Origin of the sequence: Cyanobium sp. Cruz-8D1, from assembly GCF_024345975.1 — a bacterium.
GTDB lineage: Bacteria > Cyanobacteriota > Cyanobacteriia > PCC-6307 > Cyanobiaceae > Cyanobium.
The window spans coordinates 1-23,339 of sequence record NZ_JAGQCD010000042.1; the positions used below are offsets into that span (position 1 = coordinate 1).

Consider the following 23,339-nt stretch of genomic DNA (forward strand, 5'->3'; position numbering starts at 1 on the left):
CGGGCGTGGGAATCCACGAGGGATTGGCTTGGTGTCGCAACCCCAACCTCTCATGGCTCCATGCCCACCCAATGGCTTGAGACCCATTGCGCCGCAATGGCTCTTGGTCTTGTGTCCGTCAGTCAGGCCCAGCACATGCCGGTAGAGCTTGGTCTCCACCAGCCGAATGGTGGAATCAGGAAACGGAATGTAGTTGCTTTTGGCCACCACCACTGGCACCAAGGGGCCAAACAGAACGTTTTCGCCTACCCCAGTAAGCAGGTGGCGCTCCAGAAGGCGAAGGAACTGGGGTGCGAGGGTGTACATGCCATGGGTTCGCTGTGGATGCCCTGCAGCGAGCATCCCAGCCACTGAAGGCTCTCCTTGCGAGCAGCCCGATCGGGCACCATCCATCTTCATGCGACAGCCACGGCATTCGCCGCCACAGCCCGGTGGCCCAACAGCCCGCGGGTGGTGTCCGCGATTTCCCGCTGGTTCGCCCTGGGCAGTGGTTGGTGGCGCCCGCCCCCCAGCCGCGCCAGATCGGCCCCCAGCCCGGAGTCCCGATGCCGGGTGCCGGTGTCGATCACCAGCAGCTCCATGCCCAACCGGCGGATCGCCGCAGCGATCCCCAGCACTTCCTGGCGCATGCCCGCCAGACCCATGGGCTCCGGGCTGTCACCCCCCGGGCCCTGGTCCGTTGTGGAGGCCAGTGAGCGGCTGAGCGACACGTTGGCGTTGCCGTCGCTGATCAGCACGATCAGAATCTCGCCCACATCCTTGCTGCGGCGGGCGTTTTCGCCCACCCGCACCGCCAGTGCCAGACCGTGGGCCAGAGGCGATCCACCGCCACAGGGGAGGCGTTCGAGCCGGCGCGAGGCCGCGGTGATCGAGCGGGTGGGGGGCAGCTGCACCTCGGCCCGCCGGCCGCGGAACGTGATCAGGGCCACCTGGTCGCGGCTGCGGTAGGCCTCGCTCAGCAGCTGCAGGGCGGCGCCCTTGGCGGCCTGCATGCGGTTCAGGGCCATCGAGCCCGACGCATCCACCACGAAGATCACCAGTGCCCCGGCCTTGCGGACCAGCTGCTTGACGCGCAGATCCTCCTCGCGCAGCAGCAGCTTCGGTCCATGCCACTCCCGCCCACTGCGGCGTGATGTCCCGAGGATGGCCCGGCGGCGCGCCCGCTGGTGCGGCGCCGCGGCCCGCAGGGTGGCGTCGATGGCCACGTGATGGATCGGTCCGTGGGGAATCAACGGTTTCACGTAGCGGCCCCGGTCCACCGAGCGCACCAGGCCGCCGCCGCCGGCCTTGCCGTGGCGCCGTTTGCCGCGGGCGGCCTGGGCCAGCAGGTGCGGATCCAGCAGCACCCCTTCCGGGGAAAACAGAAACGTGTCAGGAATGGCTTCGCTGCTGGGTTCGCCCGTGGCGGTCTCGGGCGGAGGCTCTTCCTGCCCGGGTGGGGTCTCGCCCGCCGAGTCGCTGGTCGGCTCTTCTGGTGGTGGCGGTTCCGGCGCGGCATCCGGCGGTGCAGCGACCGCGGCCGACCGGGGCAGGATCACCAGTTCGACGGCCAGGCGGAGATCACCGGCATTGATACGGCGTCGCCCTTGCAGGGCGGCGTGGGCCCGGGCCACCCGCGCGGCGAACAGATCGGCGCGATGCCCCTCCACACCGGCGCGGATCGCCTCTTCCACCAGATAGCGCAGCTGCTGCGGCGCCAGTCGCACCCGTGGGAGCAGACGCCGCCCGGCGACGATCCGCTGCTGCAGTTCCGCGAGGCCCGGCCCGAAGTGGAGCCAGAAGGCCAGCGGATCGGCGGCCTGCTGAAGCACCCTCGCCACCGCCTCCACCCGCTCGTCCAGCGCCAGCGGGGTGTCGGCGGAGAGCACCATCGCCAGGCGATCGATCAGGTGGGCCCGCAGTTCCCCCTCGGCGGGGTTGTACGTGGCGATCAGCAGCGGACGGCAGGGATGGCGGAAGCTGATTCCCTCCCGCTCCACCTGGTTGAAGCCGGCATCCACCACCGTGAACAGCAGGTTGGCGATGCCGGGATCCAGCAGGTTGAGCTCATCGACATACAGCACACCCCGGTGGGCCTCGGCCAGCAGCCCCGGCTGGAACACGGCCCGTCCCCGCCGGATCGAGGCGCTCACGTCGACGGAGCCCAGCAGACGGTCTTCGGTGACGCCCAGCGGCACCTGCACGAACGGCGAGGGAACCAGCGTGCTGACGGGCGTGCGGCTGATCGTGGCGCGGTGGGCGACGGTGGCATCGTCCCAGTCCCCTGGGGCGGCCGGGTCGGCGTTGCAGCAGGAGCGCCGGATCACCCGGATCGGCGGTAACAGGGCGTGCAGGGCGCGGGCCAGCACCGATTTGGCGGTGCCCCGCCGCCCGGCGATCACGATCCCGCCCAGGCCCGGATCCACCGCCAGCAGCAGCAGGGCCGTGCGGATCGCGGCCTGACCCACGACGGCATTGAGCGGAAAGGCATGCAGCGGAAAGGTGGTAGGCGGAGCGGCAGAACAGGGGCCAGCCAGCTGGGAAGCCGCCACTAGGGACCAACCGTCACGGGCACTCCCTCCAGTTCGGCGTCGGTGAGGTCGTAGAGGTCGCGCAGCTTCTCGAGCTTTTCGGATGGGGCGTTCCACAGCCCGCGGCTGCTGGCCTCCAGCATGCGACCCACCACGTTGCGAAAGGCTTCTGGGTTGGCCTCCCGCAACCGCTGGGCCATCGCCGCATCGAAGGCGTAGGTGTCTGCGGCCTGGTCGTAGACCCAGGGGTCGCGGAAGCCGGAGGTGCCGCCCCAGCCGATCAGGGCCGTCATCCGCTGGGAGATCTCGTAGGCCCCGCCGGATCCCATCGCCGCCATCGACTGGGCCCAGCGGGGATTGAGCAGTTTGGTGCGGTACTCCAGGCGCAGCAGTTCCTCCAGGTCGCGAGGGGTGGTGTCGCGGGAGAACGATTCCACGAAGCTGGCAGCCACCCGGCCGCCCGGCTTGGTCTCCCGCTGGGCCACCTCTGCGGCGCGCTTGAGGCCGCCGGTGTTGGCGTAATACTCCTGGATGTCGGTGAGGCCGTACTCCACCGAGTCGATCTGCTGCACCACCCGGTCGGTGCTGCGCAGCAGCGCGGCCAGCACCTGGGGGCGGGCCTGGCCCTTGTCGGCGCGGCCGTAGCTGAACACGTTGCGGTCCTTCCAGGTGCCGGCCAGATCCTCGCCGCTCTCCCAGTTGGCATCGGTGACCCGATCGTTCACCAGCGAGCCGAAGTCGCCGGCGGGGTTGGAGAACAGGCGGGCCGTGGGGTTCTCGATCCCCTGGGCTTCCAGCGCTCGGGCATGGCGGCGGATGGCGTTGCGCTCCTCCGGTTCGTCAGCGGTGGCGGCGCGGCGGAACAGGTCGTCCAGCAGCTCGACGATATTCACGAAGCTGTCGCGGAAGATCCCCGACAGGTTGACCAGCACGTCGATGCGCGGGTGGTCGAGGGACTCCAGGGGCAGAAGGTCGTAGCGCACGATCCGGCCGGTGCCCTCCTTCACCGGTTCGGCCCCCACCAGCTCCAGCAGGATCGCCAACGATTCGCCGCGGGTCTTGATCGCATCGAGGCCCCAGAGCATCACCGCCACGGTCTCGGGCCAGGCGCCGCCGTTTTCGGCCCGGTGCTTCTCGAGGATGCGTAGGGCGATCTGACGGCCCCGCGCCATCGCCCCTGGCGAGGGCATGCGGTAGGGGTCGAGGGCGTGGATGTTGCGGCCGGTGGGCAGCACACCAGGGCCGTCACGCAGCAGATCGCCACCAGGGGCGGGGGGGATGTACTCGCCCCCCAGGCCATCGAGCAGATGGTCGATCTCCTCGGTGCTGCGCTCCAGCAGCTGGCAGACGCTCAGAGCATCCAGCAGCCGCTGGGATTGCTCGGCGGATAAGCCGGGATGGAGGCGCTCGAGCTCCGCGGCCTGGGCGCGCAACGCCGGCTCATCGGCGGCGGGGGTCAGCCGGCTGATCGCTTCCACCAGCTCCGGTTCAAGGGCGTCGCCGACGTAGGCCTTGAGATACCCGAGCCGCTGCTCCTGATCCGGCGGCAAACCGAGCGTGTGAAGGCCGCTGGAGAACAGGCGGCTCTCCAGCAGCTGCAGGTAGCCGCTGAGCCGCACGACCCAGGCGTTGAAGGCCCCTTGGTCGGTCTGGGCGCTGTCGGGTGCGGGGCAGTCGGCATCGAGGCCGCTGTCACTCACCTGCTTGAGGATGCACTCCCGCAGGGCCTCGTTGCGTTCGGGGTCCTCCCGGTATTCGGCGATCAGATCCCGCAGGGCGATCAGCTCCCGGTACAGGCCGGCCCGGCCATAGGGCGGCACGTTGTGGGAGACGATCACGCCGTAGCCGCGCCGTTTGGCCAGCATCGACTCCGACGGGTTGTTGGCCGCATAGACGTAGAGGTGCGGCAGGTGACCCAACAGCAGGTCGGGCCAGGAGTAGCCCGTGTTCCCCAGGGGCGAGCCGGGCAGCCATTCCACCGTGCCGTGCATGCCGAAGTGCAGCACCGCGTCGGCTTTGAAGCTGTGGCGCAGCCAGCCGTAGAAGGCGGCGTACTGGGGGTGGGGGGTGAGATCCCGCTCGTACATCAGCCGCATCGGATCGCCCGCCACCCCCAAGGGCGGCTGCACCCCGATCCACACGTTCTTGAGCCGCACACCGCCCAGCAGGAAACGATCCCCGAGGGTGCGGATGCCGGTGGCCGCCAGCGGCCCCCACTGCTTTTCGATACGAGCGGTGTGCAGCGGTCCCAGCCACTGGCGCAGGGTGTCCACCGTCACGGTGACGCTCTCGGTGTCTTCAAAGCGCTGTCCTTCGGGAATGCGGGCGATCCAGGCGTCGTCGGCGTCCTTGACCTGGCGGATCAGCTCCTCGCCACTGGCCGGCAGGGGGCCCACGTCGTAGCCATGGGCCGCCAGCGCCTTCAGCAGGGCCATCAGGGAGTCAGGCACGTTCAGCAGGGCGGCGGTGCCGGTGGCGCCATAGCCGGGGGGGAAGCCGTAGAGCACGATCGCCAGCCGGCGCTCGGCGGCGGGTTTGCGGCGCAGGGCGATCCAGGCCTTCAGCCGCCCGGTGAGCCGCCGCAGCCGTTCGGGAATCAGATAGATGCGATCGCCCACCAGTCCCCCCAGGGGCACGGGATCAATGGCGCCGTCCAGTTCGGGCAAGGCGAATAACACCACGCTCTGCAGTCCGCCGATCCCCTGGCGGATCCAGGAGTGGAGGTCCTGAATCAGCAGCGGCGCCGAGACCAGATACGGAACGTTCTTGGCGCGCAGGATGCGCTGCGCCACCTCCTCGCGGCGGCCCGCCTCCATTGAACCGGCCGGGCCGCCCACCAGGGGGAAGCCGATCGTGGAGACGATGGCGTCCACGGCCACCGCTTCCCGGCGGGCGCCGCTGGCCGGCTGCTCGGCGGCCTGAGCGGTGGCCAGTTCGGTGGCACTGGTCATCCAGTCGCGAACGGCCATGTGCGCCTCCACGCCGTTGATGAACACCGGCAGCGGTACCAGTTCAGCGGCCTCGAAGGCCCGGATCAGCTGGGGGATGTAGGGCTGGGCCGTGATCACGTGCTTGCGGTAGAGCAGCAACCCCACCACCGGCCAGTTGCCCTGCCCCGCAGCGCTCTGGGGCCGCGTTTGGTGGAACCAGGCCAGGTACTCCCGTGGTGAGAGGAAGAAGCCGTCGTGATCGGGATGGATCAGGCCGAGATTGGGCGATTCCCTTGGCGGCGGGATTGCCCCGGGCCTGAGGTCGAGGCCGTGGCGGGCCAGATAGAGGAACAGGGCAGTCACGTTCTCGCTGCCGCCGGCGTTCCAGTAGCCGTAGAGGATCAGCCAGTGGCGCAGGTCCTGGGCCTTGCGGAAGGGCAGGAAGCGCAGCAGCTTCGGGCCCACCTTGAGGAAGCCGATGTAGCCGGCCAGCTTGTCCTCCTCCCGTCCGCTGCCGAATTTGGCCAGCAGCGCCTGGATCGGCCGGGGCATGCCGGCGCTGCTGCCACCGATCGTGAACCGCCCGAACCGGGTGAGCTCCATCAGCTCGATCGCTGACTCGAAGATCAGCCGGATCGGAACCGCCGCCGCGTGCTGGCGCAGCCACTCCACCTGGTCGAAATCGAAGATCAGGCTGGCGAAGAAGGCATCGGCTCCCTCCAGCGCGGCCGCCACCTCAGCTGGACGATCGCTCAGGTCACGGTCGCTGAACACCGCGATCGACAGCTGCGGGCACTGGGCCATCGCCCGCTCCGCCGCCTGACGGTAGAGGCCGGCGTTGAAGGCCTCGAAGCCGGCCAGAAGAACGATCCGTTTCATGGCTGCCCCCGCATCGCCATCGTTTTTATTCTGCTGCGAAACCGATCCCCATCGGCGCAGGCGGCGTCAGGGTGGATTCAGACAATGTGGGCAAGGAGAGGTCATGACCACAACCCTGAACAAACCCGCCACGCTGCAGTGCGCCTGCCCGGGCTGCCACTGCACGGTGCAAGAGGATAGCCCGTTCCGCAACGGCGCCCTGCTGTTCTGCAGCGAGGTCTGCGCCAAGGGGCATCCCAACGCTGAGCCCTGCCACGCGGGCTGTGGCTGTGAAGGCCATGGCTGAATCGGCTCCGCCTTTTGCGGGTCCGATTCCTCTGGAGCTGCCAGCGGGAGTGCACCAGCTCTGCCGCTGCGGCCGCAGCCGCCATGGCTGGATCTGCGATGGCGCCCACCTCGGCACTGGCTGGGTGTCACGGGAGTTGCGGCTTGATCAGGCCAGCACGGTGATGGTCTGCGGCTGCGGCCATTCCCGCTGCTATCCGCTCTGCGATGGCCGCCACGCCAGATCAGCGGGCCGCCGACGCTGGTGGAGGTGGTGGGCCTGAGTGGGTCTCGATCGTTCGGATGGCTGCCTCTCGCTGGCGGCGAGCTCCAGGCCCAGGGTGTCGGCCACAAGGCGGCTTATATTCGCTATTCGCGAATAGCGAATGAGGCACGTCGTTGGCCCGCTTCCCTTCCAATCCTCAGCCCGTGCTGCGCCCCCAGGACCTGGTGGTGCTTCTTCGCCTGGCGCTTCCATTCGAGCTGACACCGAGCTACGCCGCACTCGGCGCTGAGCTGGGCATCACGGCCTCTGAGGCCCATGCGGCTGTGGAGCGGGCGGTGGTGGCCAGGCTGGCTGTCAAGACCAGCGATGGCAAGCCACAGGTGATCCGTAAGGCGCTGCGGCTGTTTCTCCAGCACGGTGCCCGTTACTGCTTCCCGGCCAGCCAGGGCGGGATGACCCGTGGTACCCCAACCGGGTACGCCGCCTCCCCCCTCAAGGAGCAGATCCGGCCGGGCAACGATCCGCCGCCGGTCTGGCCGTGGAAGAACGGCACGGTCCGTGGCCTCGCCTTCACCCCGCTTTACCCGAGTGTCCCAGAGGCGGCGGCGCGTAACCCGGCGCTGGGGGAGCTGCTGGCCCTGTTCGATGCGGTGCGCGGCGGCAGCGCCCGTGAACAGGCTCTGGCGGTGGCACTTCTGGAGGAGCGGCTGCAGCCATGAACCCCAACGATCCCAATGTCTCCTTGCTCGAACAGGCGGCTACGCATCTGGGTGATGCCTTGCTCGGCTCACCCCTGAGGCCCGGTCGCTGCGGCCAGCTGATCGGCTGTCGCCGCGGCCTGGCTGAGCAGGTTTCGCAGCGTGACGCCCAGGGTGACCGCTTCAGGCGTCACGTCCAGGGCGGCGCCCAACTGAGCAAGGGGGGCCTCGGCGTCGTCACTCGCAGCGGCGGCGATCTCCAGCAGGGCGGCGGCAGCCTCGGCGGCAGGGCAGGGGTGCTCACCCGGCTGCAGGGGCCAGGGCTCGGGGAGGTCGGTGAACTGGTTTGGCATGGGGTCTCCGGTGAGTCAGCCCCAGGCCTAGCACCGTTCAGAACCCAGGTCCAGACTGCGATCTGCACCCCTTTCGCTGTGGTTCCGCATCCGCCGGGGGCATCAGTCCCAGCGTTTCACAGCGCCGGCTGAAGTGAGCAAGGTGACGAAGCAGGAGGCCCGGAAGCAGGCGGCTTAGCTGGCGTAATCGGAGGCGATGAACTCCAGCAGCACCTTTATGTAGGAGTCTGGGCAACCAGTGGTGGCCTGCAGCTTCCTGATCTGCTCCCGGATTGCCTCATATGCCGGAGCGATCTCGAAGCACATCTGCTCGTCGGTTAGATGCCAAAGGGTGTTGGTTTTGGTCATGGGGCTCATGCTGACAGAAGTCAGCCCTCAAGCTCCCCGCGCAGGGCCATCACCTGCTCCAGCCGCTCGTGGAACCGCTCATCCAGGGCGTTCCGCTCCGGCGAGTCAAGCGGTGTTACCAGCACCTGCCGCGCCAGGGCTTTGAGCTGCCGGCGAAGCTCCACCAGACGGACACGGCGCGGGTCTGGTTCTGGCCTCGCTGGCTCGCGTTGTATCAACGATGGCAGCCAGCCTTAGGCCACGGCCACGGATTTGCCAGGCTTGGCACAAGGAGCGATCCGTTCAGGGGGTGATCAGGGCTCGGGCTCGAAGCCCAGCCAGCAATCAAGATCAAGGATCTCCGCCAGTTTCTCGGCAGCATCGAGGCCTTCGCTGTGGAGACGACCAGCCAACCAGATCGCCACGGCACACGCCATGCCCACGGCGCCTCAGCCCACGATCACCACCTTGCGGCCGGGGAGGGTGCGCCCCGCGTGTGGGCTCCGGTGGGCAGCAGCAGGTTGCAGAAGGGGGCGGCGGAGGTGCCACCGACGGCCGGGGTGAGATCAGGCACCAGGTTCACCGATCAGAACATCGCGCTGCAGCATTGCCAGTACCTCCTTGATCTGGGCGGCCCGGCCCGGTGGCAGGGAAAGCTCGTTGCCCAGGGTGGTGAGGAAGGTGGCCTCCTCCGGTTTCACCACCCGATCGCAGAACACCAGCTGGGTTGCCAACCCATAGGCCACTTCCTGCTGCTCGACGGTGAGGGCCGGCACGGCCTGGCGGATCAGTTCCTGCCAGTGATCGCGGGGGAAGTGGTGCAGCAGGTCATCGATGAGCTCGCCGAAGGCCACCGGCGTCATGGTCCGGTAAGGGGTGCGGTGGATCAATTGTTCCTTGAGGATGTGTGCCTCCTCAAGGTCGAAGTTGCTGTCGCAGCACACGGCAGCCAGGGGAATGGCGGCGAAGGCCTCGGTGGGGGTCATGGACAATCCCTGATCGGTTGCTTTCATTACAGCTCTGAGCTGGGAATCAGTCCGCCACCGCGACACAAACATTGGTAAATTCCTGGGTCAGTGCTTCCGCCTGTAGTCCTTGCCGAAACCAAGAATCATGGAAGCTCATGTTTTCAAGGTGGCTTGGATACGTCAGTGGGTGATCTCCGATGCATAAAGTCCGGCGCCGATAGAGGACTACGGCGCTAAGTAATTAAGTCTTGATACTTGTGCGGCTTCAGAACCAATCCTGGATCGCTTCCATCCTTTCCTTCCCATCATCCAGGGGGGTGTGCCGTTGGAAATCCAGAGTGGTACTGCGTCGTTGCAGGCCGTCCGCGGTGACAGCCTGGATCGGGTAGATCTGTCGGCCATCGGGGAAGGCCATCGCAAGGCGGAAGGTGCCATCGGCGGAGAGGGGAACCGGTTCCCCGCCGATCGTGAGCTGAGCCGCTGGATCGGTGGCTCCATAGACGATGAGCTCGGCATCGGCCACCAACCAGAACGAGCGCCGCCGCCTGGACACTCCCCCGCTCCCCGAATCACTTCTGCCGCTGGACCACACCCCTGCCCCTGAGGTGTGATGGCCGCCCGCTCCCTGGAAAGGGGGGCCGGGTGCATGGAACACTTCCGATCCATTGCGATGGCCTCTCCATTGAGCGGCGCCTCTCTGGTACAACCGTTCATGAAGTCCATCCCCATCGGAAGTCCCATCTCTGCCCTGCGCCATGGGCTCACCGCCGGCCAGGGTGAATGGCTCATAGCGAGCCAGGTTCCCCTCGCTCGGGTGAAGTCCAGGAATCCGAGCCACCGAGGAGCAGGCCAGGGAGATCCAGCCCCCCGGGTCATCGGTGCGGTAGCCGAGTTCCACGCGGTAGTCGCGATCGCAGACGGGTACCGGCAGGTACCACTCCGTGGCATTTCTTCCACCACGATCTCTTGAAGCGTATGGGGGTGGGCAGCTCCCCCGATCAGACCGGTGACATCGGCCAAACGCAGACACAGATCCTTGGCACCGCTCGCCATTGCCCGCTGGTGGTCGCTGGTGTCGATCTGCCAGTACACGACGGCCCACTGCGGATCCCGGGGCAGAAAGATGACGCGGGTACCGATCGTCTCAGGGCGGGGTGTGTCGGCATCCCTCTCTGAAACGTGACCGTCGGGTTGCGACGCGTTGCCTGGGCTGGAGGAGCGAAGGATCCTGAAGACGTCCGTCAGGGCGCTCAGCCGGCGCCGCAAGAAAACTACAAGTTTCTGGAGGAGGTCATCTGAGGATCCCATCGGCGCCATTGGCTGATTCACCCTTCCACCCTGTGGGTTGAAATGGCTCACTGAGGTGATCCCCAACACTTCACGATCCCGCTCTGATGGCTGTGGGTCCCACCAGTCCTTGCTACATCTAAAGGCAGTGAGACAGTGCAGCGAAAGGGCAGCAATGATGATTCTTTTCGGTTTCTATGGTTATGTAAGATTTGCCGTGTCCGTGCCTGTTGTCCCGGTCCACTGCGTCAGTGCTGGATTGCCTTTCAGCCGCATCATGGCCAGGATGGAAAGGTGGGAATCCGATGCGAAAAGCAGGCCATGACGGCGCTGCAGATTTCCAGGGGCAGCAGCGCCCACCTAGGTGCCGCGGTGACGCCGGAAGGGGTGAACTTCTGTGTCTATTCCAAGTACGCCACCCGGGTCGAGCTGCTGCTCTTCGATCGGGAGGACGCGGCCGAGCCCTGCCAGGTCGTGGAGCTTGATCCGGTGCGGCATCGCACCTACCACTACTGGCATTGCCATATCGCGGCCATTGGCCCTGGCCAGATCTACGGCTATCGGGTGCATGGCCCCTGGCTGCCCGAGCGCGGCCTCCGCTTCGACGGCCGCAACCTCCTGCTTGATCCCTATGGCCTGAGCGTGGTGACGCCAGCCGGGTACCTGCGCTGCAATGGGCCCTCCAGCGGTGAGGGCCTGGCGACGGCCATGAAGAGCGTGGTGGTCGACCCCAACCTCTACGACTGGGAGGACGACCAGCCGCTGCGGAGGCACCGCCGGGAAACCGTGGTGTACGAATTGCATGTCCGCGGCTTCACGCGGCACCCCAGCTCCGGCGTCGCCCCGGAGCGCGCCGGCACCTATGCCGGTCTGATCGAGAAGATCCCCTACCTGCAGGACCTGGGAATCACGGCGGTGGAGCTGCTGCCGGTGTTCCAGTTCGATCCACTGGACGCACCGCCCGGCAGGACGAACTACTGGGGCTATTCGCCGATTTCACTGTTCGCCCCCCACCGGGCCTACAGCTCACGCACCGATCCGCTCGGGCCGCTCGACGAGTTCCGGGATCTGGTCAAGGCGTTGCACCGCGCCGGTATGGAGGTGATCCTCGATGTGGTGTTCAACCACACCGGAGAGGGCGACCACCGGGGGCCCACCTTCTGCTTCCGGGGTCTTGCCAATGAGGCTTATTACCTCCTGGAGCGTGATGATCGAAGCCGCTACGCCAACTACAGCGGCACTGGCAATACCCTCAACGCCAACCACCCGATCGTGCGGCGACTGATCCGCCACAGTCTGCGCTACTGGGTGAAGCACATGCATGTGGACGGTTTCCGCTTTGATCTGGCTTCCGTGCTGTCGCGGGATGAGGAAGGCCGGCCCATGCCGCTCCCCCCCGTGTTGTGGGACATCGAGACCGATCCCCGCCTGGCCGGAACCAAGCTGATCGCCGAGGCCTGGGATGCAGCAGGTCTTTATCAGGTGGGCAGCTTCATCGGCGACAGCTGGCAGGAATGGAACGGCCACTTCCGCGATGATGTGCGCCGCTTCCTTAAGGGGGATGCCGGCCAGGTGCCGAAGGCGGCCCTGCGGCTTCTCGGCAGCCCCGACATCTACGGACACGAAGAGCGGGAAGCCGAGCAGAGCGTCAACTTCGTCACCTGCCACGACGGCTTCACCCTGGCCGATCTGGTGGCCTACAACGGCAAGCACAACACCGCCAACGACGAGGACAACCGTGATGGTGCCGACGACAACGCCAGCTGGAACTGCGGAGTGGAAGGACCCAGCAGCGATCCCCAGGTGATGGTTCTTCGCCAGCGCCAGACCCGCAACTTCCTGGCCCTGCTCCTGCTGGCGATCGGCACACCGATGCTCTCCATGGGCGACGAGGTGTGTCGCTCCCAGCAGGGCAACAACAATCCCTATTGCCAGGACAACGAGATCAGCTGGTTTGACTGGAACCTGACCGGACGCCATGCGGACATCCACCGTTTCGTCAAGGAGCTGATCGCCCACCGGATGCGTCGCGACATCGTGGTCGGTCAGCGGCAGCTGAGCCTCAACGATCTACTGATGGAGAGCCACATCGAATGGCATGGGGTGGGCCTCCATCAGCCCGACTGGAGCGAATTCTCCCATTCCATCGCTGTGAGGATCACCAGTGTCGACAACCATTTCAGGTTGCACTTCATCGCCAATAGCTACTGGGAGGCCCTCGACTTCGAACTGCCCCCCGCCGATGGGCCCGGCAGCCACTGGCGACGCTGGATCGACACCGCACTGCCTTCCCCAGATGACATCAGCGATTGGGGTGTGGCCCCAGAGGTCACTGACATCCACTACTTGGTGGAAGCTCGCAGCGTGGTGGTGCTTTTCGTGCTGCTCACCGGCGACCGGGCCGCAGGCTGATCCAGCGGGCCGATGGCTAGGTTCCACCCATGACGACGTCCCCACGCTACGCCGCGGCCCTGGGCTGGGCAGAACAGTTGCATCGCGATCAGCTGCGGGAGGGCAAGAACGTTCCGTACCTGTCCCACGTCATCGCCGTGAGCTCCCTGGTGTGGGAAGACGGCGGCAACGAGGACCAGGCCATCGCCGGCCTTCTTCACGATGCGATCGAGGACGCAGGCCAGAGCCACGCCTCGATCGCGCATCGCTTTGGTGCTGCCGTGGCCGACATCGTGCTGGATTGCACCGATCCCGGGAAGCAGGAGGCTGACGGCAATCCCGATGCCTGGTTCCGCTGGAAGCACCGCTACCTCGCGAGCCTGGCCCACAAACCGGACGCCTCCCTCTTGGTCACCGCGGCGGACAAGGCACACAACGCCTGGGATCGCCTGCTCGACGGTCATCGCGATCCCACCTGCTGGCAGCGGGCCAGGGCGGGTCTGGAACCCTCGGTCTGGTATTTCCAGCGCCTGGAGCATGAGCTCAAGCAACGCCTGCCCGACAGCCGCTCGGTGGAACGACTGGGCCGGGCGGTGGAGGGGATCCTCGCGTTGCCGGAGTTCCTTGGCCTGCTCCTTCCTGGAGGCGATCCGATGGACTGGGCGCTGGCCTATGAACAGCGGCTGACGACCCTCGTGGGCACCGCACCTTCTCACCCCCAGGAGCATGCGGGCGAAGCCGCCATGGCACCGACGGCCAGCAGCGGCTGATCCCCATGGCCGTCGTCCCAGCGTTTCCCATCCACTCCGAATCGGCCGGCGCCCATCTCATAGAGCGGGTGCCGCGGGCACGACCAACCGATTGCGCCGGCTTGGTGCGCACCAGCCTGGCGGGCGGGGATTTTCTTGCGGTCGAGACGCTGTATGTGCTCGATGAGAGCGGACGTCTGGAGGGACTGGTGGGGCTGGTGGATCTGCTGGCGGCTTCCGCCGAGGTCTCGATGCTCGAGCTGATGCGGCCCGCACGGGTCTTTGTCCATCCCCGCGACGATCAGGAGCAGGTGGCCGGGCTGGCGGTGCAGCACCACTTGGCGGCCGTGCCGGTCGCGGACAGCGAGGGCCGCTTCCTGGGGGTGGTGCCCCCAACCGCCCTGATCACGATCCTGCGCCGGGAACACATCGAGGATCTGAACCTTCTGGCTGGTCTGCGGCACGATCACCTCCGTTCACTGCGCGCGATGACAGAAGCGCCGGTGCTGAGAGTGCGGGAGCGGCTGCCCTGGCTGCTGGTGGGCCTGGTGGGAAGCTTCCTGGCCACATGGGTGGTCTCTCGCTATGAGCAGACACTGAGCAGGGAGGTGATGGTGGCGTTCTTCATGCCCGCCATCGTCTATCTGGCGGATGCCATCGGCACCCAGTCGGAAGCGATCGCGGTGCGCGGATTCTCGATGGACCACGTGCCCCTGCGGCGCTCGCTCCTGGGGGAGATCCAGACCGGCTTTCTGATCGGCTCGATCCTCGGCCTGCTCAGCATTCCCTTCGTGCTGATCGGGTTTGGCAACCCGCGCCTGGCCTTTGCGGTGGCCCTCTCGATCTTTGGCGCCGGCGGAGTAGCCACCAGCGTCGGCATCCTGCTGCCCTGGGGGCTGGAGCGGCTCGGCAGGGACCCGGCCTTCGGGTCGGGGCCTGTGGCCACCATCCTCCAGGACCTGCTCAGCCTGCTGATCTACTTTCTGAGCGTGCAGTTGCTGGGGGTTTGACCGCCTCTGCCGTGGTTGGCGGTGATGGGGTGCCGGTGCCTTGGCTGCCCCGTGACGTGGATCCTCGGGCGTGGCCCGGTGGGACCATCCAGCGCTGCAGCCAGGGCACCACCACGCCCACGCCAGTGCCCACCGCCGTCGCTGTGCCGGCCTGGAGCAGGCCCAGGGGCCCCAGGGGCCGGCAGCCGAAGGCCTGGCTGAGCAGGGGCGTCTGGACCGTGGCAAGCAACACGCCGAAGGAGCCGATGCCGGTGAGCAGGTTCAGGCCATCCGTGCGGCGCGTGGCCATCGCCTGCCCGAGCTGGGTGCCCACCAGCGCCAATAGGCCCACGGTGTTGGCCGCCTGGCGATCGCCGGCGATTCCGGCCACGGAGCGGGCGATGCCGGCGCTGACGGCCGTGATCGAGGCTGTGCGCAGGATGTCCTGATCCAACGCCTTCCCCAGACTTGCCTCGGGCCCTTCTTCGAGCAGATCCTCGGGCTTGAGATCCGCAGGGGGCCGCAGGGCGATGGCGAGGGCCGGGGCCACGTCGGTGAGCAGGTTCAGCAGCAGCAGCTGGCGGGTGTTCAGCGCTGGCCGCCCCTCCACAAGGCCGGTGAGCAGGGTGAAGCCGATCTCACCGAGGTTGCCCCCCACCAGCAGTCCCACTGCGTCCCGCACCGACCGCCACAGAGCCCGGCCCTCCAGCACCGCCCGCACGATGGTTTCGATGCGGCCGTCGGTCACCACGATGTCGGCGGCGGAACGGGCGGCTTCGGTGGCCCGGGAGCCCAGGGCGATGCCCACATGCGCCAGACGAATCGCGGCTGCGTCGTTGGCCCCGTCGCCGGTCATGGCCACCACCTTTCCGGCCTGCCGCAGGGTCCTGACGATCTCCATCTTCTGCATTGAGGTGATGCGGGCGAAGACCGAGGCCGAGAGCACCGCCTCGCGTCGTTCGGCGTCGTTCAGGTCTGCGAGCATCGGACCGGTGAGCACGCTGCCGTCGGTGGGCAGATCCAGCTCCCGGGCGATGGCGTGGGCGGTGGCCGGGTGATCGCCGGTGATGATCTTCGCGCTCACTCCCGCCCGGCGCAGATCGGCCAGCGCCTGCCGTGCCGTCTCGCGGATGGGATCCTCCAACGCCACGAAGCCCACGAACTGCAGATCCCTCACGTCCCCATCGGCCAGCTCAGGGCAGGGAAGGAGATCCGGCCCTACGGCCTCATCGAGGCAGCGGGACGCCACCGCCAGCACCCGCAGGCCCCGCTCGGCCAGATCCCTGGCCACCCCCATCAGACGCTCCAGGGCGGCGGCGTCCATCAGCACCGGACCAATGGCGGTGCGTTCCTGAACGCAGGCGGTCAGCACGGTCTCCGGTGAACCTTTCACGCAGAGCCGCCGCCGCCCGTCCTGCCGGCAGAGGGTGGCGTGGTACCCGCGGGACGGCTCGAATGGCAACGAGGCTTCCGCTGGACACTCAGCCCGGATCAAACCAGCCTTCTCGGCACCCTCCAGCAGGCCGCGATCGGTGGGATGGGCCAGTTGCTTGCCCGGTTCGGGCACCGGCGTCGCCCAGAGCGCCAGCCGCAGCACCAGCCTTCCCGCCGCATCCAGGTGGTCGGGGGGCATCGAACAGGTGCCGTCGGACACCTCCACCAGCCGGATGTGACCGGAGGTGAGTGTGCCGGTCTTGTCGAGGCAGATCACGTTGACGCGGCCGAGAGACTCGATGGCGCGGGGGTTGCGCACGAGCACCCGCTCATTCGAGAGCCTCTCGGCGGCGGCGAACTGGGCAAGACTGGCCAGCACCGGCAGGCCTTCCGGCACGGCCGCCACCGCCAGGGCCACACCCTCGCCGAGCGCTGCGCGCGGATCCTGGCCCCGGGCCAGGGCGGAGAGCAGCACCGCCAGACCGCTCATCGTGGCGAGCGGTGTGGTGATCTCGGTGAGCGAGTCCAGCCTCCCCTCCACGCCACCGGCGAAGGCGGCATCCCTTACGGCCGCAAGCCCCCGCCGGGCTTCGGTGGCATCCCCCACGGCGATCACCACTGCCTCCACCTCACCGGCCACGACCGTGGTGCCCGCGTAGAGCATCGACCGCCGCTCCGCCAGGGCCGGGGCAGCAGTGGCTTCGGGGCCCTTGGCGACGGGGAACGATTCACCCGTGAGAACCGCTTCATCCACCTGCAGGCCCGTCGCCGTAAGAATTCGGCAGTCAGCCGGCACCACCTCGCCGGCCTCCAGTCCGATCACGTCGCCCATCCGCAGGACCGCGGCATCGATGCGGGTCAGCTCGCCATCACGCCGCACCCAGACGGGTGCGGCATGGCGGCACTGGAGGGCCGCGACCGCTCGCTCCACCCGCTGCCGCTGGAAGGCTCCCATCAGCGCATTGCCGGCCAGGACGGCGAGAATCAGGCCAGCATCCACCGGCGAGGCCAGCAGGGCGGAGAGGGCCGCACCGGTCGTGAGCACCGGCACCAGCGGACTGTCCAGTTCCTCCAGGACAAGCCGCAGCAGATCGCTCCCCGGCGGCCCCGGCCGTCCAGGTTCCGGAGGGCCATCGGGCTGCTCGCCCTCTCCGTTGCGGCCTCGACGGTCGACGCCCAGGCGCTCCAGCACCGCCTCCACCTCCATCGCATGCCAGGGGGTGGTGTCGGCCCCCGGCTCGGGCGGACGGGCCTCGATGCTGCGGGCCAGGCGCACCCCGTTGGCGACGGCCATCACCGCCAGCAGATGGGTGGCCTGGTTGACACTCAGTGTGCTTCGGCGATCGACGCCGTCCAGGCAGAGGGCCAGGCCTACCACCACCTCGATCAGGGAGGCCTGCACGCTCTGGGTGGCACAGCGGCGCGCCTTTCGGCAGGCGGGCAGCAGTAGCCAGGCGGCGGCGAGGTCAGGGCCGGCGATCACATGAGCGCCCCAGGGGGGCGGGCCCTGCTCCTGCCGGAAACCCACCGCCAGATCCGCTGCGGCCAGAGCCGGCAGATGTGGCCCCGCGAACACCATCACCCCCCGGCCTTCGGCCTGAAGGGCGCGCACCGCCGCCGTGGCGGCCTCACCGGGCGGGTAGCGCCGCTCGGTATCGCCCGGAAGCCTCTCCTCCGCTTCCGCCACCACCACCCGCATCAGGCCCGCCTCCCGGGCCGCCGTCAGCAGCGCCTGCCCCCAGACCGGATCGAGGAGTGTGCCTTCGATCACCAGGCAGTCAATCCGATCGAGCCGCTCGAGGGCATCCGGGTCGAGCAGCAACGCTCCGCACTCCGCCAGGCGGTGGGAAAGCTCGAGGGTGAAGGCGCTGCGTCCCAGCAGGGCTGGACGCGGCAGTGCCGCCAGCACGGCCCCTGCCGAGCCTTCCAGATCGCCGCTGGACGCCAGCCCGAAACCGAACGCCCCCAACGCAAGCATTCCCGCCTTCTCGGCATAGATCTCGATCGCACCCTCCCGCAGAGGGGAAGGGCGCTCACCGATCTGCGCACGGCGTTCGGGGTGATCGCCGGGCTCGGCGCTCAGCTGTGCTTCGATCCCCTCCCAGAGGCGCCGCTGCCGCAGCCGCGCGCGCAACTGCAACGCGTGCTCGAGCAGGGCCACCAATGGCCCGGCCAGACCGCGCAGCAGGGCATGGTCCACCCCATCGGCCACCGAGAGGACCAGCTCGGCGACGCCGCTGCCCACCACCCGCTCGATCCCCTCCCGTAGTCCGGGCACCGATTGCACGGAGCGGAGCAGCGCCGCCAGATCGATCCCCAGCCGCTCGCTCAGTCCACTGCCGCGGAGGCCGAGACCGACACCACCGCCGATGAGCTCAGCCGCCAGCTCCACCAGGGCGCGCAGGATGGGTTCCAGGTCGGCCGGGTGCTCAGCGCAGGGGCCACCAAGCACCCCGAGTTCCTGATCCAACAGGCCGAGCCGGTCTTCCAGTTCCTGCAGCCGCCGAACGAACTCCCGCGCATCGCCGGCTGCCGCAGGGCCATCGATAACGACGCGGCCAGCCTGGGCGTTGTAGCGGGCCCAGTTCACCCCCTCCTGGCTCTCGAACAGGCAGCGCGCCGCCTCCGCGAAGAGCTGCTCGTCCTCACTGCCGGGCTCGGGAGCACGGACCTGCACGTGAGCACGCTCTGATCCTGCCCAGACGTGGCGATTGCGCTGCCGCAGGAAGGCGAACCAGTCACTCAGAAGCCCCTCGGCGGTGTCCTGCCGGGAGGTCTCTGACCCTCGAGGCTCTGCCATGCCCGCAGGTTAGGGCGCTGGTCTACGGGTCGCCCCATGCCCATGCCCATGCCCATGCCGCCCAGAAGCTCGGCTCACCTGCGTGACTCAGCTGTCCACCTGAGGCTCCTGCGCTTCCCCTTCGCCTGCCTCATGCCCGGGCTCCTCAGCCACAACCGGCGGTTGGGAGCCGCGCAGACGATCGGCGATCCCCCGCAGCACACCACTGGTGATGCTGGCCAGGATGGCTGCTTCCTTCTGCAGCACCGATGAGGTGACCTCCACTTGATCGCTCACGGTTTCGCCGACGGCCCGGCCCAGTGTCGTCATCCCCTCCGTCACGGCCGCACCGACGGCCGAGCCTGAGGCTCGCGCATGGTCCGCCACCTCCACCAGCGTCTTGCGGGTGAACCCGGCGGCACTGGATGCCGTCTGGCTGACGGTCTCGACGAACAGGGATTCCAGGGTGGAGAGATCCTCCAGGCGACGCCTCAGCGTCTGCCGGGAGAAAGCGCCGGCATTCCTGATGGCCTCCTCCAATGTCCAACGGATGGCCTGGGCGACGGCAGCCAGTGCCTGATCCAAACCATGGAGGGCTTCCTGGAGAGCCTTCGGCTCGTCAGTGGCGTGTTCAGCGCCTTTGGTGGCGCCGGCAACGACCGCCCGGACCACCCGCTGGATGGCATCACGCTCCAGAGTGCCTTGGCTCAGGGCGCGGAGAGTGAGGTTACGGACCTCCTCGGCGATGGTGGCCGGGTCGTCGGTCAGGACAGTACTGAGATCCCTTTCGAGGGCCTCCTCCATCTCGGAGCCAGCACCTACTGGAGTGACCTGCTGTCGGATGGCTTCCTGCTGGGAGGGGATCTCGTCCTCGACGGTCATGGCCGCTTGTCCGTGGGTCTTGCATTCAGTCTGCTGAATGGCGTGCAGGGGATGGAGTTGATGACAGAACAGATGCTGCGGCCGCTTGGGTGGTGCCATCGGGGACGCGTGGGGAGCCTCTGGATCGGCGGAACTCCCAGGCCCGGGTGAGTCCGCACGGCACTTACCAAGTGTACCGCATGGTCGGCGGCGATCTCCTGGACTGTTTACCGTCTACGGATCGCCTCCACGGCGACCCTGGCCTTGAACCCGGGGCTATGGGTGCGGCTTTGCTCGTCGGTGGGAGGCCGCTTCCAGGAGCGGTGCCTGGCTTCAGTGCAGTGAGTCTCGGTCCACTGCAGAAAGGCCTGTCCCCCTCACTCTAGAGGTGCAGCAACCACCGGCCCTGCCGACGCTGCCTCGCGACCAGGAGGCTGAGACGCTGGAGGAGAAGCCGTAGGAAGAGACGTAATGTTCTTCCCTCCGCTCTTGTCATTGTCATTTTAGAGACCTCTGGGCTTGCCCCGGCCGCACGTACACATGCACCGATCCGCGCCAGTATGAGCAGCTGGAGCTGCCCGGCTGAGCCCGGATCGCCATGGACCTGGGTCTCGCTGGCCGCAATGTCGTCGTCACCGGGGGTAGCAGAGGCATCGGCCGGCAGATCGCCCTCGCCTTCGCCCGCAAGGGCGCCAACGTGGCCCTCTGCGCGCGCCATGCCGGTCCGCTTGCCGAAACCGAAGCCGACCTGCGCCGCCACGGCGTGAACGTGTGCGCTGCCCGCTGCGACATCGGCGTGAAGCCCGAACTGGAGGCGTTTCTCGAGCAGGCCCGCCACGGCCTCGGCAGCGTGGATGTGCTGGTCAACAACCCCTCCGCCCTGGCCATGACGGACGATCCCCATGGCTGGGAGGCCAGCCTCAACATCGATCTGATGGCTTCGGTGCACGCCACCTGGAAGGTGGTGCCCTGGATGGAGGCCGCTGGCGGCGGCTGCATGCTCTTCCTCTCCTCCGGCTCCGGCCTGGAGGCGGGTTCGCCGCCCGCTTATGCCGCCGCCAAGGCCGCGATCATCAGCTACTCCAAGACCCTCTCGGTGGATCTGGCTCCGAAGCGCATCCGCGTGAACACCCTCGCGCCGGGCTCGATTGAGTTCGGCGGCGGCTACTGGGATCGCGAGCGCACCAGCGACCCGGCCCTCTACGAGCGCGTGCGGGCCTCGATTCCCTGGGGGCGGATGGGCACGCCCCAGGAGGTGGCTGATGTGGCCGTGTTCCTCTGCTCCCCGCGCGCCAGCTGGGTCACGGGCGTGTGCCTGGCGGTGGATGGCGCCCAGCACAAGGGCAATCTCTAGCCACGCCGGCCCTGGGCGACACCAGCGGGGGAGGCGGCGGCCCTCCTCAGCGTGTGCGGCGGGGCAAGGGCTGCGCGAGGCGCTGACGCGCCCCTTGCCCACGCCACACAGGGCTTCGGGGTCCTTCGCCTGGCTTGGCCATGGCACCCATCACGATCTATGCGTCCACGATGAGCGGCATCACCTGGAGGGCCGTCATCGGCAAGGCGGTGAGCCAGCACCTGCTGATGATCGAGATCAGCAAATCCGGCAAGCACGGGCTGCTGTTGGAAGAGTCCCGGCCCTGGGATGCCACCAGCAAGGTCTGGCGCTGCCCTCGGCGCTCCGGCATCCCGAAGTATCTCTGGGTGCTGCTGGAGCAGAAGCTGCGCCAGATCGAACCGCTTCAGATGCCTGGCCCTGCGTCAGTTCCTGCGGGGCGCCCCCGGCGTGGGCTGTCCTCCCAGGAGGTCACCCTTTCGGGCCTGGTTCCTTTCCCGGCCTTGCTTGCGATGGAGCTGATCGAAGTGACGTGACCCCCATCCGTGGTCCAGTTCCTCTGAGAGATGGTGGGGCTCAGCGGTGGAAGTGCGACAGGAGAATTCTTCTTTCTCCGCCTTCGTCCATCAGATGGTTGATCCAGGTCGCGGTCTCCGGGGGATTGGCAGTTCGGCCATCACCATCTGCCGACGGAGTGCTCCCCCCCCCTCGGAGGCCACTCAGTCGACCCCAAACCACACGCTCTCCTGCTGTCGTGATGGCACCGCGACAGCTCGACAGCACGACCCATCTACGTCATCCTGCTGTCGAGCCAGCACCGCGACACCATGACAGCACTCTCTGACGTGGCGCCCGCCGATCTCTCCATCCGTGATCTGGAGAAACGTTGGGGGATCAGCCGCAACGGCCTCAAGGCCCGTGCCCGCGCCCTCGGGGTCGAGCTGATCCGCGTCTCCTCCACCCTCACCACCTGGCCAGGAGCGTTCATTGAGCTCGGGGAGAGGCTTCACGAACACCTCCAGTCAGGGCAGCCCATGGGCACCTTCCCTGGCCTGAAGCCGCCCGCGGATGATGGCAGTGCGACGGCAGTGACACCAGCAGACGCCACGGCGATCGTGAGGTCTCAAGGCAACGACCTTGCGCTGCTGTTGGCGGCCATGCGGGAGGCGGCGGCGGCCCCAACGGCGGATCCCCTGCTGCGGGCTCGTGGGCTTGCCGAGGCTGCCGATAACGCCCTGGTCCTCACCACTACCGATCTGGCGGCCCTGCTGGGTCAGGGGGTGATGTCCTGGCGGAGCGGACATGAGGCCTACGGCTATCGCTTTGAGCGGCACCACCAAGGCCGTCAGGTGCTGTGGACCGTCGCGCGCGCCATCACCCCCAGCTCCCCAGCGGGAGTGCGTGCCCTCCCTGGAGTCAATCCAACGTCCAGCAGTGAGCGGCGCGTTGGATTTGCTGCCGAAGCGTTCATTGACGTCCCCTGGCGGATGGCCGACACGACCGGCACCCGCCTGTTCCTGCAGAACCGCATCGGTTGAGCCGGTGGGGGGATGGAGTGTCTGCAGAAGAGACGCCCTTGCTGCTGCCGGATGTGTATCGGTCCTGCGCTTGCCTCGCTAAGTCGCCAAGGCCTTGGCAAACGCCGCTGCCGCTCCTTGACCTGACGCCCATGGATAGCTGCGCAGATGCACCTCGAGCGAATGACCCATGCTCAGAGCCACACTTCCAGGGTCAATCCCCAGTTGGTAGGCCCGCAGGCTGTAGCCATGCCGAATGAATCGGATTCGTCGGCCATCGCGCTGCCGTGCTGTGTGTAGAGGCTCAACCAAAAACATATAGGCAGCAGCTGCCTCAGTCTGGCCCGTCTATGTCCATCACTACTGAGCGCTCCAGGGCCTCCAGCCTGCCTTGGCCAAGCAAGCACCACATCTCTGAAGCCGGCCGCAGGGCACGATCGTCGCCACCTCGGATGATGACCTCGGCCCTTGGTTCTATCAAGCGACATCCGGAATGAGTGCTGGACCAGTTTTCGCTGTCGCCTGACATCCTGAATGAAGACTACGGACACGTCTGCCCTGGCACTTGAGGTCATGGAATCAGAGGAGTGGGTGATGCTGCGATCAGTGCAGCGAACGTTATGAGACATCCATGCCACAGCTACGTTTATATGATAACTTGATCGCTATGAGTCAAGCCAAGGGAGTGTCAGGCCAAAGGCATCGATTTGATCCATTACGATTTTGTTGAGAACACGGCCTAGAACGACCTGTGGTTCATCAGCACGAATTGGGACGACCGAATGTTGGATGGTCTTCGATTGATTCGACCCTTTGACGATTTTGCGCCTGATCAGGGAGTTTC

The 23,339-nt window shown here is 67.3% G+C and carries 19 protein-coding genes and 2 pseudogenes; 10 read left to right on the forward strand and 11 right to left on the reverse strand.

Annotation, left to right across the window (positions count from 1 at the left end):
* A pseudogene (locus KBZ33_RS21660) lies at positions 1-306 on the reverse strand (hypothetical protein); the annotation flags it as partial.
* Here KBZ33_RS21660 and KBZ33_RS21665 point away from each other — a divergent pair.
* Positions 286-354 (forward strand): hypothetical protein, encoded by a 69-nt coding sequence (locus KBZ33_RS21665; RefSeq protein ID WP_315859229.1) that lies wholly within the window; start codon positions 286-288, stop codon positions 352-354. The pseudogene KBZ33_RS21660 and the gene KBZ33_RS21665 sit on opposite strands and share 21 nt — an antisense overlap.
* Before the next feature lie 41 nt (positions 355-395).
* On the opposite strand, the gene bchD is transcribed toward KBZ33_RS21665, so the two are convergent.
* Complete coding sequence (gene bchD, locus KBZ33_RS17760) at positions 396-2,516, reverse strand: magnesium chelatase ATPase subunit D (protein WP_396108768.1); 2,121 nt, start codon at positions 2,514-2,516, stop codon at positions 396-398.
* Positions 2,517-2,530: 14 nt separating this feature from the next.
* On the reverse strand, positions 2,531-6,319 hold the full coding sequence (locus KBZ33_RS17765; protein WP_254954759.1) for a cobaltochelatase subunit CobN: 3,789 nt from the start codon (positions 6,317-6,319) through the stop codon (positions 2,531-2,533).
* 103 nt (positions 6,320-6,422) lie between these two features.
* On the opposite strand from KBZ33_RS17765, the gene KBZ33_RS17770 reads away from it, so the two are divergent.
* The 3 genes from KBZ33_RS17770 (at position 6,423) to KBZ33_RS17780 (ending at position 7,528) form a co-directional block, all read left to right on the forward strand.
* Positions 6,423-6,605: a metallothionein gene (locus KBZ33_RS17770; protein ID WP_254954760.1), complete on the forward strand. Its 183-nt coding sequence runs from the start codon at positions 6,423-6,425 to the stop codon at positions 6,603-6,605.
* Positions 6,598-6,867, forward strand: a complete 270-nt coding sequence (locus KBZ33_RS17775) for a CDGSH iron-sulfur domain-containing protein (RefSeq protein WP_254954761.1) — start codon at positions 6,598-6,600, stop codon at positions 6,865-6,867. The genes KBZ33_RS17770 and KBZ33_RS17775 overlap by 8 nt, the downstream gene beginning before the upstream one ends.
* 145 nt (positions 6,868-7,012) lie before the next feature.
* Positions 7,013-7,528, forward strand: coding sequence for a hypothetical protein (locus KBZ33_RS17780; RefSeq protein ID WP_254954763.1), 516 nt, complete (start codon positions 7,013-7,015; stop codon positions 7,526-7,528).
* A 68-nt stretch (positions 7,529-7,596) separates the two neighbouring features.
* On the opposite strand, the gene KBZ33_RS17785 is transcribed toward KBZ33_RS17780, so the two are convergent.
* The 6 genes and pseudogenes from KBZ33_RS17785 to KBZ33_RS21915 form a co-directional block, all read right to left on the reverse strand.
* The gene (locus KBZ33_RS17785; RefSeq protein ID WP_254954764.1) at positions 7,597-7,860 is read right to left on the reverse strand and encodes a hypothetical protein; all 264 of its coding nucleotides are present in this window, start codon (positions 7,858-7,860) and stop codon (positions 7,597-7,599) included.
* A 174-nt stretch (positions 7,861-8,034) separates the two neighbouring features.
* Positions 8,035-8,208, reverse strand: a complete 174-nt coding sequence (locus KBZ33_RS17790) for a hypothetical protein (protein ID WP_254954765.1) — start codon at positions 8,206-8,208, stop codon at positions 8,035-8,037.
* 20 nt (positions 8,209-8,228) lie between these two features.
* Positions 8,229-8,372, reverse strand: coding sequence for a hypothetical protein (locus tag KBZ33_RS17795; protein WP_254954766.1), 144 nt, complete (start codon positions 8,370-8,372; stop codon positions 8,229-8,231).
* Positions 8,373-8,753: 381 nt separating this feature from the next.
* Positions 8,754-9,173 carry a tellurite resistance TerB family protein gene (locus KBZ33_RS17800; RefSeq protein WP_254954767.1) on the reverse strand — a complete coding sequence of 140 codons (420 nt, stop codon included), beginning with the start codon at positions 9,171-9,173 and terminating at the stop codon, positions 8,754-8,756.
* Positions 9,174-9,420: 247 nt separating this feature from the next.
* Complete coding sequence (locus KBZ33_RS21670) at positions 9,421-9,708, reverse strand: hypothetical protein (RefSeq protein ID WP_315859230.1); 288 nt, start codon at positions 9,706-9,708, stop codon at positions 9,421-9,423.
* A gap of 264 nt (positions 9,709-9,972) precedes the next feature.
* Positions 9,973-10,472 (reverse strand): annotated as a pseudogene (locus KBZ33_RS21915) (DUF4912 domain-containing protein); the annotation flags it as partial.
* A gap of 291 nt (positions 10,473-10,763) precedes the next feature.
* On the opposite strand from KBZ33_RS21915, the gene glgX reads away from it, so the two are divergent.
* The 3 genes from glgX to KBZ33_RS17820 are packed head-to-tail and all read left to right on the forward strand — an operon-like array spanning position 10,764 to position 14,592.
* A complete protein-coding gene (gene glgX / locus KBZ33_RS17810) occupies positions 10,764-12,854 on the forward strand; it encodes a glycogen debranching protein GlgX (RefSeq protein ID WP_254954768.1) in 2,091 nt (696 codons plus the stop codon).
* Positions 12,855-12,883: 29 nt separating this feature from the next.
* A complete protein-coding gene (locus KBZ33_RS17815; protein ID WP_254954769.1) occupies positions 12,884-13,603 on the forward strand; it encodes an HD domain-containing protein in 720 nt (239 codons plus the stop codon).
* A gap of 5 nt (positions 13,604-13,608) precedes the next feature.
* Complete coding sequence (locus KBZ33_RS17820) at positions 13,609-14,592, forward strand: magnesium transporter (RefSeq protein ID WP_254954770.1); 984 nt, start codon at positions 13,609-13,611, stop codon at positions 14,590-14,592.
* Here the strand turns inward: KBZ33_RS17820 and KBZ33_RS17825 are convergent.
* Together KBZ33_RS17825 and KBZ33_RS17830 are read right to left on the reverse strand one after the other, a co-directional pair.
* The gene (locus KBZ33_RS17825) at positions 14,546-18,805 is read right to left on the reverse strand and encodes a cation-transporting P-type ATPase (RefSeq protein ID WP_254954771.1); all 4,260 of its coding nucleotides are present in this window, start codon (positions 18,803-18,805) and stop codon (positions 14,546-14,548) included. The genes KBZ33_RS17820 and KBZ33_RS17825 overlap by 47 nt on opposite strands.
* An 87-nt stretch (positions 18,806-18,892) precedes the next feature.
* Entirely contained in the window at positions 18,893-19,666 is a 774-nt protein-coding gene (locus tag KBZ33_RS17830) for a DUF6781 family protein (protein WP_254954772.1), read from the reverse strand.
* A gap of 577 nt (positions 19,667-20,243) precedes the next feature.
* On the opposite strand from KBZ33_RS17830, the gene KBZ33_RS17835 reads away from it, so the two are divergent.
* The 3 genes from KBZ33_RS17835 (at position 20,244) to KBZ33_RS17845 (ending at position 22,516) form a co-directional block, all read left to right on the forward strand.
* Complete coding sequence (locus KBZ33_RS17835) at positions 20,244-20,999, forward strand: SDR family NAD(P)-dependent oxidoreductase (protein WP_254954773.1); 756 nt, start codon at positions 20,244-20,246, stop codon at positions 20,997-20,999.
* Between the two features lie 140 nt (positions 21,000-21,139).
* On the forward strand, positions 21,140-21,514 hold the full coding sequence (locus KBZ33_RS17840) for a hypothetical protein (protein ID WP_254954774.1): 375 nt from the start codon (positions 21,140-21,142) through the stop codon (positions 21,512-21,514).
* Between the two features lie 291 nt (positions 21,515-21,805).
* On the forward strand, positions 21,806-22,516 hold the full coding sequence (locus KBZ33_RS17845) for a hypothetical protein (RefSeq protein ID WP_254954775.1): 711 nt from the start codon (positions 21,806-21,808) through the stop codon (positions 22,514-22,516).
* Positions 22,517-23,339 lie beyond the last annotated feature (823 nt).

What these genes read in the sequence shown, in the direction of transcription:
- KBZ33_RS17815 (WP_254954769.1), top strand. Translation starts at nt 12,884, where the DNA reads ATGACGACGTCCCCACGCTACGCCGCGGCCCTGGGCTGGGCAGAACAG.
- KBZ33_RS17840 (WP_254954774.1), top strand. Translation starts at nt 21,140, where the DNA reads ATGGCACCCATCACGATCTATGCGTCCACGATGAGCGGCATCACCTGG.
- KBZ33_RS17785 (WP_254954764.1), bottom strand. Translation starts at nt 7,860, where the DNA reads ATGCCAAACCAGTTCACCGACCTCCCCGAGCCCTGGCCCCTGCAGCCG.
- KBZ33_RS17790 (WP_254954765.1), bottom strand. Translation starts at nt 8,208, where the DNA reads ATGACCAAAACCAACACCCTTTGGCATCTAACCGACGAGCAGATGTGC.
- KBZ33_RS17830 (WP_254954772.1), bottom strand. Translation starts at nt 19,666, where the DNA reads ATGACCGTCGAGGACGAGATCCCCTCCCAGCAGGAAGCCATCCGACAG.
- KBZ33_RS17765 (WP_254954759.1), bottom strand. Translation starts at nt 6,319, where the DNA reads ATGAAACGGATCGTTCTTCTGGCCGGCTTCGAGGCCTTCAACGCCGGC.
- KBZ33_RS17820 (WP_254954770.1), top strand. Translation starts at nt 13,609, where the DNA reads ATGGCCGTCGTCCCAGCGTTTCCCATCCACTCCGAATCGGCCGGCGCC.
- KBZ33_RS17845 (WP_254954775.1), top strand. Translation starts at nt 21,806, where the DNA reads ATGACAGCACTCTCTGACGTGGCGCCCGCCGATCTCTCCATCCGTGAT.
- KBZ33_RS17800 (WP_254954767.1), bottom strand. Translation starts at nt 9,173, where the DNA reads ATGACCCCCACCGAGGCCTTCGCCGCCATTCCCCTGGCTGCCGTGTGC.
- glgX (WP_254954768.1), top strand. Translation starts at nt 10,764, where the DNA reads ATGACGGCGCTGCAGATTTCCAGGGGCAGCAGCGCCCACCTAGGTGCC.
- KBZ33_RS17825 (WP_254954771.1), bottom strand. Translation starts at nt 18,805, where the DNA reads ATGGCAGAGCCTCGAGGGTCAGAGACCTCCCGGCAGGACACCGCCGAG.
- KBZ33_RS17775 (WP_254954761.1), top strand. Translation starts at nt 6,598, where the DNA reads ATGGCTGAATCGGCTCCGCCTTTTGCGGGTCCGATTCCTCTGGAGCTG.
- KBZ33_RS17835 (WP_254954773.1), top strand. Translation starts at nt 20,244, where the DNA reads ATGGACCTGGGTCTCGCTGGCCGCAATGTCGTCGTCACCGGGGGTAGC.
- KBZ33_RS17770 (WP_254954760.1), top strand. Translation starts at nt 6,423, where the DNA reads ATGACCACAACCCTGAACAAACCCGCCACGCTGCAGTGCGCCTGCCCG.